Genomic DNA, 16,720 nt, shown 5'->3' with positions numbered 1-16,720 from the left:
AATGTTAAAAAGTGGGATTCATACGCTAGCGGTATAAAAAGTATAGAAATAAATACGTCAAAAGAGAGATTTCGATAAAGATCTCTTTTACTTTTGCCAGATGTTAGAAATTCTGTTCCAAGACGAATATATTATTGCAATTAATAAGCCAAGTGGATTGTTGGTTCACAAATCATTTTATGCACGCGATGCAAAAGTGTTTGCTATCCAAGAATTGAGAAATCAAATAGGAGGGCAACATGTTTATCCTATTCATCGGTTAGATCGCAAAACATCAGGTGTCTTGTTATTTGCGTTGGATACAGCCGTTTTAAAAATTATGAATGATCGTTTTGCCTCACGCGAAGTCGAAAAAAAATATTTAGCAATTTTACGTGGTTGGTCACCCCTAGAATTAACGATTGATTATGATTTAACCAATGATGATGGTGTTGTACAAAATGCAATAACCTATTTTCATCGATTGCAAAGTGTTGAAATTGAGTTAGAATTTAACAAACAGCCAACGTCACGATATTGTTTGGTGGAAGCGATTCCTGAAACTGGGCGTATGCATCAATTACGAAAACATTTCAAACATATTTTTCATCCCATTTTAGGAAGTCGGCCACATGGATGCAACAAACAAAATAAATTGTGGTTGGAGCATTTTGAACTGAAAGGAATGATGCTTCATGCCCATCAGTTAATTTTTAATCATCCCATAACAAATGAAAAATTAATCTTGAATGCAAAGATTAATGAAGAGTTTAGAAGAGTAGGTACTATTCTTAATCTAGATTTGAGTACGTATGAATAGCATACTAATTTGTAAAGTAATGCTTTAAGTTATTGCTGCATTTGGAAGCAATAGTTTCAGTAAAAAGAGGACCATATTTGAGATTTTTGATTAATTCTTGAGACATTTATATCGAATGTTATTTTTACGGATTTAAATTTAAAGGTTAAATTCATAGATATTTTCGCAACTTTTACGATAAATTTATTTTTTTACAATGATACTTTGTGCTTGGTGTGGTTCAGTATTTTGTTTTCTCTTACTGCAGTTGAACGCTTTCTTTTTAGTCATAAATTTCACATTATAATACCTTCACAAGATGATGGAAATTAGCAGTAGTGCTACCGTAGATTTAGTTTAACTACTGTTTCACCAAACTTGTAAAACGCAAATTGGAATCAAAATATCAAACAGAAATATAAAATAATAAAAACGCTACTTTGAAAACACAAATTCCTCCCTTTGAACTTCTGCTTTTTTACAAACTTCGTTAAATTCTTCCACTGATTTAAACTGTAGTTGTTCGATAATTTTATATTCGTAAAAAACCGTGAAAGTATCATTTTTAAAAACCCAAGGCTCTACTGTGATTTCTTTTACAGCCTTGTAAAACGTTTGACTCATATCACCGTCAGGACTTTCAGATACTTCCATTTTGCGTCCTTCGGGCTGTATTTTGTCCATGCAAATAAGAAGAGAAAAAGCATCGCACCATTCTACAAGGCGGTACAAGCGATGCATGTATTCTTCGTTTATGTTTAAATGTTTGAAAATATCTTTGCGGTTTTTTTCTTGCTCTTTCAAAAAAGTTTTCAAATTCTGGTCTTGACCGTGAATTGAATCAGCACAAATAAAATCTAAATGTAAGGAAGTTAATAACGCATTTAACTGACTTTTTGAAGTTGCATTTTCCATTACATTGAGGTATCGCTTTAAATCCGTTTTTTTAGATTCATCGTTGACTAAGAAATGTCTTGGCGCACCTGCCTTGGTTAAATTTTTATTTTCTAATGTTTCTACAACCCCGTCATCATGCTCAGCGATAGCAATGAGTGTTGGCACAATTATATCATTTGGCAAATCAATATTATATTGATATCCTATCATCGCAGCTAGAAGGCCGTGAGAGCGCTGGTTTATAATTTTCCAACCTTTAGCATGTGAAGCAACAATCATAATATGGAGGTTTTCAAATTAATATTTAAAATAAAAAAGATTTCATTATAGAAAATTCTCTTGTAATTCAAATTTACCATAATATATCCAAAGAAGGCAATAATTCTAACCTTGGTACTAATTAAAAAAAGTGGAATAATAAATTAATGTAAGTTCAAGTTATAAGCGCAACAGATAAATTAAAAACACTTGGAGTTATGCCATTGCGATGGCGAGCTTCCCGCTCGTGCCTTTTACAAATTTATAGTGATCCACTTTTGCTAGTGTTCATGAGCTGGTGTAAGGGATTAGATTAAATTGTTTTTGTCACGCAAGCAACGAAATTCGGGATGCTAGCTATTGTTTTATTTGGTCTTAAAGTCCTTTTTTATTAGACAATTTGGAAAGAACGGTTTTAATATTTTCAATTGTTAAGAAGGAGTGAACACAAAAATAAAAAAAGGAGAAGTTATTTTTTCATTTAGAGTTTAGGTCAATTTGAAATAAACTTACTGTTGCGTTGTCATAATGTGCAGGAAGTCCTTCAGTATTTTTAAGTTTTAGTAAACCTAAAAACTCAAAGCCACATTTTGTGTAGTAATTAATCAATCCTGAATTATCGCCAACTGTATCCATTCTAATGATTTGTTTTTGATTTTCAATAGCATAAATTTTTGCCCACTCAACGATTTTACCCGCTAAATTTTGTCCGCGAAAATCAGGACTGGTTGCTATTCGGTGAATGTAAATAGCTGGTTCTTCGTTACGTTCCTCCCAAATTTGTGGATCGTCAAAAGTTGTCGCCCAGACACAAGCAATTTTACCATCAACCACTATTTTCCATTGTCTGTTTTCTAAAATTTCAGTTTCAATAAGTTGTCTGTCAAATTCTGGCCAGTGATGGGTAAATCTCGTTTTCTGAAAATCGGTGGCGATTTTGTACAAACGGAAAATTTCGTCTGTGTCGTTGCTGTTGCTATTTTGTATTTGAAAGTTCATTTATGTGTTTTTAATTACTATTTTAAGGTAAGATGGTTGTCTGATTAGTACACCCTACTTTCACCATCATTTGGAATAAAAACCTTGTCAGAAAGTCCAATTTTTGAAATTTCTACTTTTAATTGTTGTCGTGTCGTCGGGCAATGATTTACAGCTTCCAGATGATTTGCGATTACTTGATTTGGTGCATTTTTTACAAACCTCAAAATGTCATCCATTCGCATTAATAAAGGCTGAAAAATATCTAATTGTGCTGTTCCAGAAGCCGCCACAGCTATTTCAGGTTTTAATTGTGTCAAAACTTTGTGAACATCGTCAGTGTAAACGGTATCGGCGCTCAGGTAGATTGATTTTTCGTTTGGTAATTTGATATAAAAGCCCATTACATTCCCCATTGGTTTAGCTACAAATCCGTAACCGTGAACTGCTGGAATACCTATAATTTTTCCACTTAAAAAAGGGCTTTCTTTCCAATATTCAACAGTTTGTGATACGTTTAATCCTTTTTTCCTTAATGTGGCTTCGTCTTTTATGCTACAAATAACAGGAATTTGTTTAGAGCGAAGAAAATGCTCTGCTTCCTTGTCTAAATGGTCGGGGTGCAGATGTGTTATTAAGCAATGTGTAGTTTTTTCAACTATATCCATTGCATTGGTTGGCAAATCTACAATTGGATTTCGTTGTGGTTTAAATCGAAAAAGTGTGAAAGTTGGTCCAGCTGTTCCTTTTTTTCCAAGCATTGGATCCACTAAAATTACTTTGTCTCCCGTTTCTATGATCATAGTGGCATTTCGCAAATGGTGTATTTTCATTTTTTGATGTTTTAAATTGAAAGTACAAAGTTGCTTATTGGCACAATAGATTCCATTGATTGAAATCAATAAATCAAAAAAACAAAGTGTACTCGATATTGATTTGAATCAATGCACCTAAATTTATTCAATATTATTTTTGCAATAATAAAAGTTACAAAGAAATGAACTATAAAGTTGAAGTACTATCGAATACTATTTTTGCAACAAATTCTTATTTAGTAATTGATAATCATAAAAATGCATTAATTGTCGACCCAAGCTTTGATCCTAAATCAATTGAAAGAAAAATTGATTTTTTAGGTTTGAAAGTTGTAGGTATATTAGTAACACATGCACATCAAGATCATATTTTTAGCGTTAAGTATTTTATGGATTTATATAATGTTGCGGTATGGGCTTCAGAGAAATCAAAAGAATTGTTTGGAGATCGTTTGCGCAATCTTAGTTTTATTGGTTCTCAACATTTTGGACTAGAGGAAACTATTTTGAATGTTCTTGTGAAAATTTTGGAAGATCAAACCACCTATCATATAGAAAACTTTGTTTTTACAACTGGTATTTATCCCGGGCATAGCATTGGTTGCACTATTTTTGATTTTGGAGAATTTATGCTGACTGGTGATTTTATTTTCAAAGGAACTATTGGGAGAATAGATTGGCCTGGCTCCAATCCTGAGGATATGAAGAACAGTTTGATGTTATTTAAAGATAGATATAAAGCAATCGATATGCCAATATATGCGGGGCATAATGATGCCACAACTATTCAAAATGAATTGAATACAAATATTTTTTTATTTGATCCAACCAATGTAAAATGGTTATAGGCTATATTCTTTTTCTAATTCTGCTTAATGTTTCAGGAGTGATTCCTAAATACGAAGCAATATGATATTGTGGAATTTGAAGTAGCCAGTCTGGTTTTGTCTTCATAATATCGAGATATAATTCTTCGGCGGTATTTACAAAATGGTTGAATTCTTCGGTTTCTTTATTGACAACTATTCGTTGAAAAATGGTTTCAACAAATAACTTACCACAATTGTATTGGTTAGTAAATGTCGAAAATATTTCTTTTGATAAAACTCTCAAATCAACATCAGTTAAACATTCTTGGTATTTTTTTGTAGCGGTAGCGTGTGCAAAGGATGAAAAATCAGTGATAAAACCGGCATCTGTAAAAAAATTAATATTTTTTTCTTTGTCGGTGGTTGCATAATATTCTCGGATTATTCCTTGATCTAAAAAACGAAGTTCATTTTCTACTTTTCCATTTTCTAAAATGATTTCCCCTTTTTTGAATGATTTTACAGTAAAAGTATTCACAAACTCATCTAAACCTTCTTTGTTAAAAGGAAATTCATTGCTAAAAAATAATGATAATTTGTCTGATTTTGTCATATTTACTCTTAAGATAATTTTGTAATTCGTTCAATAAATTGCTACCAATGTATCTTTACATAAGATACCCCTTTTTAAACAATTAAATTATATCTTTAAGCAAAGGTATGTTTCGTTTTTTAATTTCAAATGTATTTAATTTTTCTAATAAAAGGATCTAATAAATCTTTATTGATTAAATACTTTTCGTTCTAAATTTTGTGTAAAGTAAGTATGTCTTTCTGAAGATGTAAATGAAATACTGACAATAAATTTTTAACTTAATTTTTAATTTTAAAAGACGTAATAGGCATAATTATTTTATAAAATAATTGAAGTGTAATTGTTCATTATCAACGTTCTTCTGTTGTCTATTTAAATAGCTAATAGAATTGGAATTATTGTAGTCTTTTAATTGGTTTATAAAAAAACGGCGTTTCAAGTCACACTGAAACGCCGTTTGTTACTTTTTAAAGTGCTTATCGAATACTTTTCACGAAGGTTGCTATATTTTGGGTTCCGTTTTTAGTTAAATCTTGAATAAACGCACTGCCTATAATGGCTCCTTTAGCAAATTGTGTGGCTTGATTAAAAGTTTCGGCATTGTTGATTCCAAAACCTATAACTTGTGGGTTTTTCAAGTTCATATCGGCAATTCGTTTGAAATATGCTTCTTGTGTGGCTCCAAAACCAGTTTGAGAACCGGTAACACTGGCTGAACTTACCATGTAAATAAATGCATCAGAGACGCTGTCTATGAAATGAATGCGCTCTACAGAAGTTTGTGGTGTTATTAAAAAAATGTTTTTAAGACCGTATTTCTCAAATATATCTTTATAAGAATCAGCGTATACATCTACGGGTAAATCTGGAATGATTAATCCGTCTATGCCTATTGCAGCACATTTTTTACAAAAATTTTCAATTCCGTATTGCAACATAGGGTTAAAGTAGCCCATGATGATTAGTGGTATGGAAACTGTTTCTCTTATTTTTTCCAGTTGGTCAAATAATACTTGCGTGGTCATGCCGTTATGCAAGGCTTGGGTTGAACTTTCTTGAATCGTTGGTCCGTCGGCTAGTGGATCACTAAAAGGCAGTCCAATTTCAATCATGTCAACTCCATTTTTTTCTAAGTCTTGGATTATTTGTACGGTATCATTCAAGCTAGGATATCCAGCAGAAAAGTAAATGGAAAGGATCTTATTGTTTTCTTGTAATTTTTTATTAATTCTGTTCATGATATATTAATTTCCCTTTTTGATTAGGGTTTAGTTATGGGCTTACTTTTATTTAAATTACGGCGCTGTAGGCCCAGGCTTTCTGTTTTGATTGGAGTTGTACTTCAACTCTTTTATAATGCAGCCCTTCATATAAATCAGATAGGTGAAGCTCTTTGGTACTAATTTCGTAAACCATTCCATTAATGGTATTTTCTTGATTTTCAGTTTGTGTAATAATGGGGTAGTTGACTATTCCAAATTCTTCTTCAATTTGAATTTGTTTTATCACATAACCTATTAATGTCTCTGGAGTGCCCTCTAGAATGCGCCCAAACAGGTCTTTTTGTATGTCCTCGTTTTGTAAACTACCGTAAGCAAATAATTTTTCCATAATGTGGGTTTGACAAATTTAATTTAAAACGTGCTTTGCTATTCTTGATTGCGTTAAGGATGGCAGCGGTATCTCCCGGTTTAGAAAAACAAGGCTTTTGCCGTAGTTTTTGTTAATCGGGAATTTAGCGTACAGCCTGACCTCGCTTTTTTCGGCGAGGGAACGCCCTAAAATTAAGTCAAAAAAAACATCTCACATGATAATAATGTACTAAACTATAATTTAAAATAATCTATGTAGGTATTTAAATCTTTGTCACCGCGGCCTGAGAGATTAATTACTACAATATCATCTTTCTTGAATTTCATTTCGTCTAATACTGCAAAGGCATGCGCACTTTCTATGGCAGGGATTAAGCCTTCCATTTTAGATAATTTGATACCCCAGTCCATAGCTCGCTCATCAGTAATGGAGATAAATTGAGCTCTTCCAGTCGTATATAAATTAGCGTGCATAGGGCCAACGCCAGGATAATCAAGCCCCGCCGAAATGGAGTAAGGCTCTGTTATTTGTCCATCGTTTGTTTGCATCAATAGTGTTTTACTTCCGTGGATAACACCTATTTTTCCGAGTGCTGAGGTGGCTGCGCTTTCCCCAGAGTCTACGCCTAATCCAGCTGCTTCTACAGCAATGATGTTGACTTCTTTTTCGTCAAGGAAATGATAATATGTTCCTGCAGCATTGCTACCACCGCCTACGCAGGCAATAACATAATCTGGGTTTTCTTTCCCTTCTTTTTCGAGCAATTGCTCTTTTATTTCTTTTGAAATAACACTTTGAAAACGTGCCACCATATCAGGATACGGGTGTGGTCCTACCACAGATCCTATAATGTAGTACGTATCTACAGGATTGTTAATCCAGTCTCTGATAGCTTCATTAGTAGCATCTTTCAAGGTTTTTGAGCCAGACTTTGCAGGTCTTACCTCGGCACCTAGCATTTTCATTCTGGCTACATTTGGCGCTTGTCTTTTTATATCCACTTCACCCATGTACACAATACATTCAAGTCCCATTAAGGCACATACAGTTGCCGTAGCTACACCGTGTTGTCCAGCGCCGGTCTCGGCAATAATTCTTTTTTTACCCAATCGTTTGGCTAGGAGTATTTGACCTATGGTGTTGTTTACTTTGTGTGCTCCTGTGTGACACAAATCTTCTCTTTTGAGGTAAATTTTAGTATTGTATTCTTCGGATAAGCGTTTTGCAAAATACAAAGGAGTAGGGCGGCCTACATACTCTTTTAGCAAGGCATCAAACTCTTCTTGAAATTCAGGTTCTGCGGTGATTTTTAGGTAATTTTGGCGCAGTTCTTCTACATTTGGGTATAACATTTCAGGAATGAAAGCACCACCAAATTCTCCATAATATCCTTTTTCATTAACGTTGTAACTCATTTTGTGTATGTTTAAAAGTTAAAGTTGTAAATTATGTTGCAACTTTTGTAATAATGTAATGTCTTTTAATCCAGGCTCTGTTTCAAATTTACTGTTTAAGTCTAGAGCGTGAATTGGTAAATTGGTATTCAAGATTTGTTTTATAGATTCAACCTCATCAAGGCTTATCCCACCACTTAAAAAAAAAGGTTTTTGCGAAGGATATTTTTCTAAAACCCGCCAGTCAAATGTATCTCCGTTCCCACCCGGAAGTTTGCCTTTGGTATCAAATAAAAAGTAATCGCAGACCGTTTCAAAAGGTTCAAGTTCTTGAAAATCAAAGGTGTCATTAACCGAGAACACCTTGATGATTTCTATTCTTTTTCCTTTTAATTTTTCTTTCAAATCAATACAAAAATCAACCGACTCATTTCCATGCAATTGTATAGCTTGTAAATTATATTTTTCGGCTTTCGCCAAAATTACTTCGATTTTCTCTTGTACAAATACGCCCACTTTTTTTATGGATGCTGGTAATTCGGGCATCTCTCCATCAAAATAACGACTAGATTTATCCCAAAAAATAAATCCCAAATAATCAGGTTGTAGCGCAGCAAGTTTCAGAACGTTATCTGGATATTTCATACCGCATACTTTTACTTTTACTCCCATTTTTTCTGATAGAAAGGGAGACGAAAGGGGAGTTGTATTTGGATTATTTGTTGAAGGTTGCATAATGACTACCTGTATTGATTGTTGTGTTTTATTTTTTTTAAATTAAGAAAGTAGTTTCTGGATAAATTCAGTAGCTGCTTTTCCTGCGTTGTCTGTTTTCATAAAATTTTCTCCTATCAAAAATCCCTTAAAACCGAACGGTTTGAGTTCGTTAATAGCTTCCACGCTAGCAATTCCACTCTCGGATACTTTTACAAAATCATCTGGAATTTGTGAAGCGAGTTGCTTGCTGAAATCCAAACTCACTTCAAAAGTTTTTAAATTTCTATTGTTAACACCAATCATGTCAAGTGACGGCATAATAGATTTTTCTAACTCTTCTTGATCATGTACTTCAAGCAACACTTCTAATCCTAAACTATGTGCAAATTCAGATAACTGTTTGATTTCCTCTCGTGTTAAAACCGCAGCAATCAGTAAAATTAAATCGGCGCCGTGGGCTTTTGCCTCTAGAATTTGGTACTCATCAACTATGAATTCTTTGCGCAAAAGCGGAATGGTTACTGTTGCTCTAGCCAAAAGTAAATCATCAAGAGAACCGCCAAAATACTTCCCATCAGTAAGTACTGATATTCCACAAGCGCCTGCATTTTCATATCCTTTTACCACCTCTTCAACAGTAAAATTATAATTAATTTCAGCTTTTGATGGTGACCTGCGTTTGTGTTCCGCAATTATTCCAGAGTTACTAGCTCTAAGTGCTTGACTTAATGAAATTGTTTTTTTTTCAAAAAATACTGAGGATTCTAGCTGTGATACCGGAATTATTGTTTTTTTGAGAATTACTTCTCTTTTTTTGTCAACTATTATTTTATCTAAAATGTTCATTTCTTTTTTATTAGATGTTTTTATATTTAACGTTTATTATTGATTTATAATTTGTAATTAACTATTTCAACAACAAATACTTAAAATTAAAAACTATTTTATTTGCTTAATTCCTGTAATTTCTTCAAAGATAAAAGTCCTTTACCAGATAATAAACTTTCTTTCGCTATTTGAAATCCTTCTAAAGGCGAACAGTTTGTAACCGTTGCAATAGCCATCGCAGCATTGGCACAAACCACATTGTTTTGAGCTTCGGTTCCTTTTCCAGCAATAATTGTTGTAAACATTTGAGCCGATTCTTCAATGGTTGTACCGCCTTCAATTTCTTGTTGCGTGAGTATATTAACTCCAAAATCTTCGGGATTCAACATACCTTCTTTGGTTTTTGATATTGTTTTTGAAGCACCAGTCAGCGATATTTCATCGTATCCATCTAAAGAATGAAGTATGGTGAAGTTTACATCTGTATTTTGATACAAGTACGCATACATTCGGGCAAGTTCTAAATTAAAAACACCTACCAATTGATTTTTTGGAAAAGAAGGATTTACCATGGGGCCTAGCATATTAAAAAATGTTTTTACAGCCAGTTCTTTTCTAATAGGTCCCACGTTTTTCATTGCAGGATGAAATAAGGGTGCGTGCAAAATACAAATCCCAGCTTGGTCCATACAACTTTCTAGAAAACCATTGTCATTACTAAAACGGATGCCTAGTTTTTCCATTACGTTACTAGAACCAGAAATAGACGAAACACCATAATTACCATGCTTAGCCACTTTTATTCCGGCACCTGCTGCTACAAATGATGCTAATGTCGAAATATTAAAGGTGTCCTTCCCATCTCCGCCAGTACCACAAAGATCTATGGTGTTATAAGCAGATAAATCAACTCGAATACACAATTCTAGTAGCGCTTCTCTAAATCCAGCAAGCTCCTCAATAGTGATGCTTCGCATCATGTAAACGGTAAGGAAAGAAGCTATTTGGCTGTTGTTGTAACCTTCGTTTGAAATAGTAATCAATACGTTTTTTGCTTCCTCTTTAGAAAGTGTTTCGTGATTGATCAATCGGTTTAATATGTTTTTCATTTTTGATAGTTGTTCTTAATGGTAAACTCTTTGTGTGATAATTTAACTAGGAAAATTTTTAAAACTAGCTTTTAATCCAGTTTTCCAAAATTCGTTTTCCATTAGGTGTCAATACACTTTCAGGGTGAAACTGCACCCCACGTACATCATAAGTTTTGTGACGCAAGGACATGATTTGTCCGTTTTCGTCAAGAGAGGTAATCTCTAGAACATCGGGTAAATTAGTATCTACTACCCAAGAATGGTAACGACCTACCTCAAATTCATTGCTTAGTCCTTCAAAAAGAAGTTCATCAGTCACGGTAGTTTTTACCATAGAGGCTACGCCATGATATACTTTGTCAAGATTAGAAAGCGTTCCACCGTAAACCTCACCTATGGCTTGCTGCCCTAAACATACTCCAAAAATACTCTTGGTAGGTCCATATTTGCGAATGACTTCTTTTAATAAACCCGCTTCATCAGGAATTCCAGGACCAGGTGAAAGCAGAATTTTATCGAAAACTGAAATTTCATCAATATCAAATTGATCGTTTCTATAAACGGTAACTTCAAGGTCTAAATCTTCAAGATAATGTACCAAATTATAGGTGAAACTATCATAATTATCAATGACTAAAACTTGCCGTCTTGCAGCAGCAGTTGAAGTAGATGGTGTGTGTATATTGTTGCTCATTATATTTTTTTATTTTTATTTTTTTTTGAAAAAGAAACCCTTTTACAAGGAATTTATTAGAATTGAATTTAAATCGTTTCGGCTAAGTCTAATGCGGCATATAAAGCTCTTAATTTATTGTATACTTCTTGCATTTCACTTTCTTCATCAGAGCTTGCCACAATTCCAGCGCCCGCTTGACAATGCAATTGATGATTTTTACTTAAAAAACTTCGGATCATAATGGCATGGTTAAAATTACCATCAAAATCCATAACACCTATTGCGCCTCCATAAAAATTCCGACTTGTTTTTTCGTATTCTTCAATGAGTTGCATGGCACGGTGTTTAGGTGCACCACTTAAGGTTCCTGCAGGAAACGTATCAGCAACTACTTGCATCGTTGTAGCCGTGTCATGTAAATGACCTGTGACTTTAGAAACCAAGTGAATAACGTGCGAAAAGAATTGTACTTCTCTATATTTTTCTACTTGAACATCATGACCATTTCGGCTTAAATCATTTCTGGCTAAGTCAACTAGCATAACATGTTCACTGTTTTCTTTTTTATCCTCAGATAATTGCTTGGCAAGGTTTGCATCTTTCTCATCATCTCCAGTGCGTTTAAAAGTTCCAGCAATGGGATGAATTTCGGCTTTTCTATCTTTTACTATAATTTGAGCTTCGGGAGAGCTTCCAAAAATTTTGAAATCACCATAATCAAAGAAAAATAGGTACGGAGAAGGGTTGATGCTTCTCAAGGCTCGGTATACATTAAACTCATCACCTTTAAAACCTTGCGTAAATCTTCTTGATAGAACTAGCTGAAACACATCACCTCTAAAACAATGTTTTTTAGCCAAAGCCACATTTTCCTTAAATTCTTCATCAGTCAAATTAGAAAAACCGTCACCTTCTTTTGAAAATTTATACGAAGCAATATTTCTAGATTGAAGCAGTTGTTCTAGCTCGGCAATATTATTACGACCGTCTAAGCTGTGGCAAAAAAGAAAGGCTTCGTTTTTAAAGTGGTTGATTGCAATAATATTTTGGTAAACCGCATAATACACATCTGGAATGGAATTGCTATTTTCTTTTTTGGCGATTGTGACTTTTTCAAAATACCGAACCGCATCATACGAAATGTATCCAAATAACCCGTTGTTTATAAATTTGAAATTGTTTTTATCAGATTTAAATTGTGCTGAAAATTCCTGAATTACAGCAGGAATATCAGTACTTGCATCAATATTGATTTTTTGGGAACTACCGTCAGGAAAAGATTTATAAATGATTTCATTTTCTATTTTTAAAGATGCAATAGGATTGCAACAAATGTAGGAAAAGCTGTTGTCATTACCGTGATAATCACTACTCTCTAGTAAAAGACTATTGGGGAATTTATCTCTAATCTTAAAGTATACACTCACAGGCGTTATGGTGTCAGCTAAGATTTGTTTGTATTTTGTTTGTAAAGTAAATGATTTCAATTTTTTATATTTTTAAGTGTTGTTTCAATTTTTATCAAAAAAAAAGGCTTGTCGTGATGACAAGCCTTTTATATTTATAGTTTTAAAAATACCATAGGAGCTTAGTTCACGACATTTGACGTAAATTGTTCCACCACCATGTATTTTTTAAAATTGTATTCAATGTTTATTATTTTATACAAATATATAAATGAAATTTCAATTATGATACGTTTTAAAATAAAAATAAATATTTTTTTTTCTATTTTTTGTTATGAATATAAAACCTGAGTTTTTCTTAGAAGTGATTTTATTATGAATTACTTACTGGCTAAATTGCTGTAGGATCTTAAACGGAAATCTGGAGCTTTTTTTAAGGAAGGTTGAATGAAAAAATCTAAAGTTGGTATATTAGTATAATCTAATGCGTAGGAGGCGTTGCTGTACCAATTTGCTATTTCAATATTATTTCCTGCTACTTCACTAATAATTTTATCAGAACAATTATTAGCAATTACACCTCTAAAACTGATTCGACTGAGATTTTCACTAATGTAACTTATCTTTGAATCTAAAACAGCAATTGCAGAAAAGCCATGTATTACGCTATTATCTAATGTTAAAAAACATTTATCTTTTATATAAATTGCTTCTTTTACAAGTCCTTGATTGTTTTCTTGCGTATTAAGTAGGGTCATGTTATTGGCTGTGATGTGAGTGGCTTTTTTAGTAAAATCGCAGTTTTCTATTTTGTCATAATTATCAATTTCAAAGCATCTTGAACCTGATACATCTGATGAAAATGGATCCCTAATAGCAATACTGTTTGTAATTTTAGATTGAGAGCCTTGTGTAAAATCAAAATCATCATCAGTAGAACGGTATGAAATAATATTGTTTAAAGTTGTTTTACCTCCATAACATTCAAAGGAATCATCATTTGAAAAACTGATTTGAATGTTTTCTAGTTTTGTTTTGTTTCCAACTCCAGCAAGTGATAAACCATTGAGTTCTTTTTGTTCTTTTAATTTTCTGCCTGAAAATTCAATACGCACAAATTTTAAAATCCCAGAATTATCCTCTTCATTTACACCACCATAATAGCTAACTTCTGGATTTAAATTAAAGTCTAAAAAACCGATTCCACCAATTCTATTGATAGGAGCATCACCAAGAATTACAATACCACCCCAATCTCCCGGTTTTCTTGATAAAACAGCATTGTTAGAAGTAAAGATAATAGGAGCAGTTTCATTCCCTTCGGCCATGATCTTAGATCCTTTTGTAACTACAAGTGTTCCGCAAGTTTCTTTATCGCCACGAATTACAGTTCCTGCCTCAATTGTAAGCGTTGCTTTGTTTGTTACATATACTACACCTATTAAACGATAAGTGTTTTTGCGTTGCAAGACCATGTCGCTGCTTATAACTCCTGTTAGTATCGTATTAGCTTCATTATATTCTGTAGTGGCAGGTTTAAAATTTGTCCAGTTATTGAGCCAATTCTCTTCTCCTAAAATACCTTTGAGTTGTTGTGCATTGATGTATAAGCAAGAAAGCAATAAAAGCAGTGTCATTTTTAGTTTCATAGTATTTGTTTTTGTAGATTCAATTATCACAAGAGATGGACGTTTTTAACAATCCAAATGTACTTATGATCTGTTAAGAGATTCTCTACTTAATATTATGAGTTTATTACGAATAACTAGCGTATGTTATTTTTATGCAACTTAAATTTATTTGTTGCGCTATTTTAAATTTATTTAGTATTGAAAAAGTAAAATAAATGAAACTTTACTTTTGATTTTAACTATTGAATAGTGATGGATGTTTATAATATTTTGTGTCAAGTTAAACTATAAACAAATTAATAAATAGTAGAAACAAGTTTAAAGACAAAAAAAACCTATCAATTTCTTGATAGGGTTTTAGAGGTATTTAATTTGAAATTAGAATTTCAAATTCACAGCTAATGTAAAATCATCGTTGATAGCTTTGTCACCAATAGCACTAAAGATGCTTGCCGAGTTGTACTCTATTTTATATTTAGTTCTGTCTACAACTACATTTGCAGTTGCTGTATTAGCTGTAGTAGCTAGATCAAAAGTTACAGGTTTTGTAATTCCTTTAATTGTTAAATCAGCAGTTACATTGTAAAGATTAGCTGATTTACTTGCTACTTTTTTGAAAACTAAAGTTGAAGTTGCAAATTTATCAGTTCCAAAAAAGTCATCTGCTTTTAAGTGTCCTTCTAGATTTTCTTTTCCTTGTCCAGCTTTTAAGTCGGTTACAGTCATTGAAGTCATATCAACAACAAATGAACCTCCAGCTACTTTTTTTCCTTTAAAAACAAGGTTTCCGCTTTTTAGGTTAATTGCACCTTCATGTGCACCCGTTACTTTTTTTCCAACCCAGTTGATAGTACTTTTAGATACATCTACTGCTTTTGTTTGTGCGTTTACTGTTACTGTTGTTAGCGCTATTACTGCAGCTAATGCAATTGATTTTAAGTTTTTCATTTTAGTTTGTTTAAAGTTGATTAAAATAATTATAGTGTAATAAATAAATCCTCGTTTGATTTTCTCACTTTTTTATAATGCTGAGTAGCATCTTCTTCATGACGGTACCCTATTGTTGCAAGAAGGGTAGCATTTAGACCTAATTTATCTAGACCTAGAATTTCATTTACTTGTGCTGGAATAAAACCTTCCATAGGAGTAGTATCAATTTTTAATTCAGCCGCACTGTTTAATAAGTTACCTAATGCAATGTAAGTTTGTTTTGCAGACCAAATATCTCTTGCTTCTTGTGGTAATCCTACAATATTTCCCTTCATGTAGTCAACGTATCCTTGAATACTTTCTAGCGGAATTTCGCGAGTTTCGCTTATTGTTTTAGCAAAATTATCAATACCTTCAGCACCAAAATTTAACTCATTTGCAAATACAATTAAATGAGAAGCATCTACAACTTGAGCTTGTCCATAAGCTGCAGGTTGTAATTTTGCACGTAATTCAGGATTTTCAACAATAATAATTTTGTAAGGTTGTAATCCATAAGAAGATGCTGTTAAGCGGATAGCTTCTTTTAGTGTATTTAAATCTTCAGTTGTAATTTTTTTGGATGCATCAAACTTTTTTGTAGCATATCTCCAATTCTGGTTTTCTATAAAAGTACTCATAATTATTTTTATTTATTGTTTTCTATATTTTTCTAATAAAGCGTTTAAAATTTCAATTTCTTCTGGTGTTAAGTTTTGAGAAAAAAAACGTTCATGCGCAATAACTTTTGGATCTAATTCTGATAGAACTTCTAATCCCTTACCCGTAATTAAAACTTCAATTTTTCGTCTGTTATCAGGACATACTTTACGTGTTACATATTCTTTTAATAACAATTTGTCTACAAGGCGGGTTGTATTACTTGTTTTTGCAAGCATTCTTTCTTGTATTACAGACATGTTTGCTGGATTTCCTTTTTGACCTCTTAAGATACGCAATACATTATATTGCTCACTTGATATTTCAAAAGGTTTGAGGATTTCATTAAAATTCTCTGTAATAACATTTTGTGTGTACAAAATATTGAGGATAATTTTTTTGGAATTATCCATAGCTACAGTTGATTTTAATATCTCTTCAATTTTCATATTTGTATATATGTAATTTGTCGGTACAAATATAGCGAGAATTATGGTTGTATATACAAATGTGTTTTAAATTTTTGTTAAATTTTATTTTAAAAAGCTATGTAAAGCATTTAGAAAATAATAAAAATATACTATATAATTGAAATACATTTAACCTATTTTATGTGTATTCCATC

At 32.7% G+C, this 16,720-nt stretch carries 18 protein-coding genes; 2 read left to right on the top strand and 16 right to left on the bottom strand.

What is annotated here, in order from left to right:
* Nucleotides 1-100 precede the first annotated feature (100 nt).
* Nucleotides 101-799 (top strand): pseudouridine synthase, encoded by a 699-nt coding sequence (locus AC061E_RS09775; protein ID WP_478286075.1) that lies wholly within the window; start codon nucleotides 101-103, stop codon nucleotides 797-799.
* Between the two features lie 414 nt (nucleotides 800-1,213).
* Here AC061E_RS09775 and AC061E_RS09770 read toward each other — a convergent pair whose 3' ends face one another.
* The 3 genes from AC061E_RS09770 to AC061E_RS09760 form a co-directional block, all read right to left on the bottom strand.
* Complete coding sequence (locus AC061E_RS09770) at nucleotides 1,214-1,954, bottom strand: DUF3891 family protein (RefSeq protein WP_478286074.1); 741 nt, start codon at nucleotides 1,952-1,954, stop codon at nucleotides 1,214-1,216.
* A 456-nt stretch (nucleotides 1,955-2,410) separates the two neighbouring features.
* The gene (locus AC061E_RS09765) at nucleotides 2,411-2,932 is read right to left on the bottom strand and encodes a GNAT family N-acetyltransferase (RefSeq protein ID WP_478286073.1); all 522 of its coding nucleotides are present in this window, start codon (nucleotides 2,930-2,932) and stop codon (nucleotides 2,411-2,413) included.
* Nucleotides 2,933-2,976: 44 nt separating this feature from the next.
* Nucleotides 2,977-3,744: an MBL fold metallo-hydrolase gene (locus tag AC061E_RS09760; RefSeq protein WP_182651937.1), complete on the bottom strand. Its 768-nt coding sequence runs from the start codon at nucleotides 3,742-3,744 to the stop codon at nucleotides 2,977-2,979.
* Nucleotides 3,745-3,908: 164 nt separating this feature from the next.
* On the opposite strand from AC061E_RS09760, the gene AC061E_RS09755 reads away from it, so the two are divergent.
* Nucleotides 3,909-4,574, top strand: coding sequence for an MBL fold metallo-hydrolase (locus tag AC061E_RS09755; RefSeq protein WP_478286072.1), 666 nt, complete (start codon nucleotides 3,909-3,911; stop codon nucleotides 4,572-4,574).
* 1 nt (nucleotide 4,575) lies between these two features.
* Here AC061E_RS09755 and AC061E_RS09750 read toward each other — a convergent pair whose 3' ends face one another.
* The 13 genes from AC061E_RS09750 to AC061E_RS09690 all read right to left on the bottom strand — a co-directional run bounded on the left by AC061E_RS09750 (nucleotide 4,576) and on the right by AC061E_RS09690 (nucleotide 16,544).
* Nucleotides 4,576-5,148: a Crp/Fnr family transcriptional regulator gene (locus AC061E_RS09750; RefSeq protein ID WP_221917235.1), complete on the bottom strand. Its 573-nt coding sequence runs from the start codon at nucleotides 5,146-5,148 to the stop codon at nucleotides 4,576-4,578.
* Between the two features lie 458 nt (nucleotides 5,149-5,606).
* The gene (gene trpA / locus AC061E_RS09745; RefSeq protein ID WP_478286071.1) at nucleotides 5,607-6,368 is read right to left on the bottom strand and encodes a tryptophan synthase subunit alpha; all 762 of its coding nucleotides are present in this window, start codon (nucleotides 6,366-6,368) and stop codon (nucleotides 5,607-5,609) included.
* A 52-nt stretch (nucleotides 6,369-6,420) separates the two neighbouring features.
* Complete coding sequence (locus AC061E_RS09740; RefSeq protein ID WP_478286070.1) at nucleotides 6,421-6,741, bottom strand: gamma-glutamylcyclotransferase family protein; 321 nt, start codon at nucleotides 6,739-6,741, stop codon at nucleotides 6,421-6,423.
* A gap of 215 nt (nucleotides 6,742-6,956) precedes the next feature.
* Nucleotides 6,957-8,138 carry a tryptophan synthase subunit beta gene (gene trpB / locus AC061E_RS09735; protein ID WP_478286069.1) on the bottom strand — a complete coding sequence of 394 codons (1,182 nt, stop codon included), beginning with the start codon at nucleotides 8,136-8,138 and terminating at the stop codon, nucleotides 6,957-6,959.
* Between the two features lie 18 nt (nucleotides 8,139-8,156).
* A complete protein-coding gene (locus tag AC061E_RS09730) occupies nucleotides 8,157-8,789 on the bottom strand; it encodes a phosphoribosylanthranilate isomerase (protein ID WP_478286104.1) in 633 nt (210 codons plus the stop codon).
* Nucleotides 8,790-8,894: 105 nt separating this feature from the next.
* The gene (gene trpC, locus AC061E_RS09725; protein ID WP_478286068.1) at nucleotides 8,895-9,680 is read right to left on the bottom strand and encodes an indole-3-glycerol phosphate synthase TrpC; all 786 of its coding nucleotides are present in this window, start codon (nucleotides 9,678-9,680) and stop codon (nucleotides 8,895-8,897) included.
* A 98-nt stretch (nucleotides 9,681-9,778) separates the two neighbouring features.
* Nucleotides 9,779-10,771 carry an anthranilate phosphoribosyltransferase gene (gene trpD / locus AC061E_RS09720; protein WP_478286067.1) on the bottom strand — a complete coding sequence of 331 codons (993 nt, stop codon included), beginning with the start codon at nucleotides 10,769-10,771 and terminating at the stop codon, nucleotides 9,779-9,781.
* 64 nt (nucleotides 10,772-10,835) lie between these two features.
* Nucleotides 10,836-11,447, bottom strand: a complete 612-nt coding sequence (locus AC061E_RS09715) for an anthranilate synthase component II (protein WP_478286066.1) — start codon at nucleotides 11,445-11,447, stop codon at nucleotides 10,836-10,838.
* A 68-nt stretch (nucleotides 11,448-11,515) separates the two neighbouring features.
* The gene (locus tag AC061E_RS09710; RefSeq protein ID WP_478286065.1) at nucleotides 11,516-12,916 is read right to left on the bottom strand and encodes an anthranilate synthase component I family protein; all 1,401 of its coding nucleotides are present in this window, start codon (nucleotides 12,914-12,916) and stop codon (nucleotides 11,516-11,518) included.
* Nucleotides 12,917-13,215: 299 nt separating this feature from the next.
* Nucleotides 13,216-14,484: a beta-helix domain-containing protein gene (locus AC061E_RS09705; RefSeq protein ID WP_478286064.1), complete on the bottom strand. Its 1,269-nt coding sequence runs from the start codon at nucleotides 14,482-14,484 to the stop codon at nucleotides 13,216-13,218.
* A gap of 360 nt (nucleotides 14,485-14,844) precedes the next feature.
* Entirely contained in the window at nucleotides 14,845-15,414 is a 570-nt protein-coding gene (locus AC061E_RS09700) for a YceI family protein (RefSeq protein ID WP_478286063.1), read from the bottom strand.
* A 29-nt stretch (nucleotides 15,415-15,443) separates the two neighbouring features.
* A complete protein-coding gene (locus tag AC061E_RS09695) occupies nucleotides 15,444-16,076 on the bottom strand; it encodes an NAD(P)H-dependent oxidoreductase (RefSeq protein ID WP_478286062.1) in 633 nt (210 codons plus the stop codon).
* A 12-nt stretch (nucleotides 16,077-16,088) separates the two neighbouring features.
* Nucleotides 16,089-16,544 (bottom strand): MarR family winged helix-turn-helix transcriptional regulator, encoded by a 456-nt coding sequence (locus tag AC061E_RS09690; RefSeq protein ID WP_478286061.1) that lies wholly within the window; start codon nucleotides 16,542-16,544, stop codon nucleotides 16,089-16,091.
* Nucleotides 16,545-16,720 lie beyond the last annotated feature (176 nt).

It is taken from the genome of Flavobacterium sp. GNP011 (genome assembly GCF_056428925.1).
This window is presented reverse-complemented; position numbering and strand designations above follow the sequence as displayed.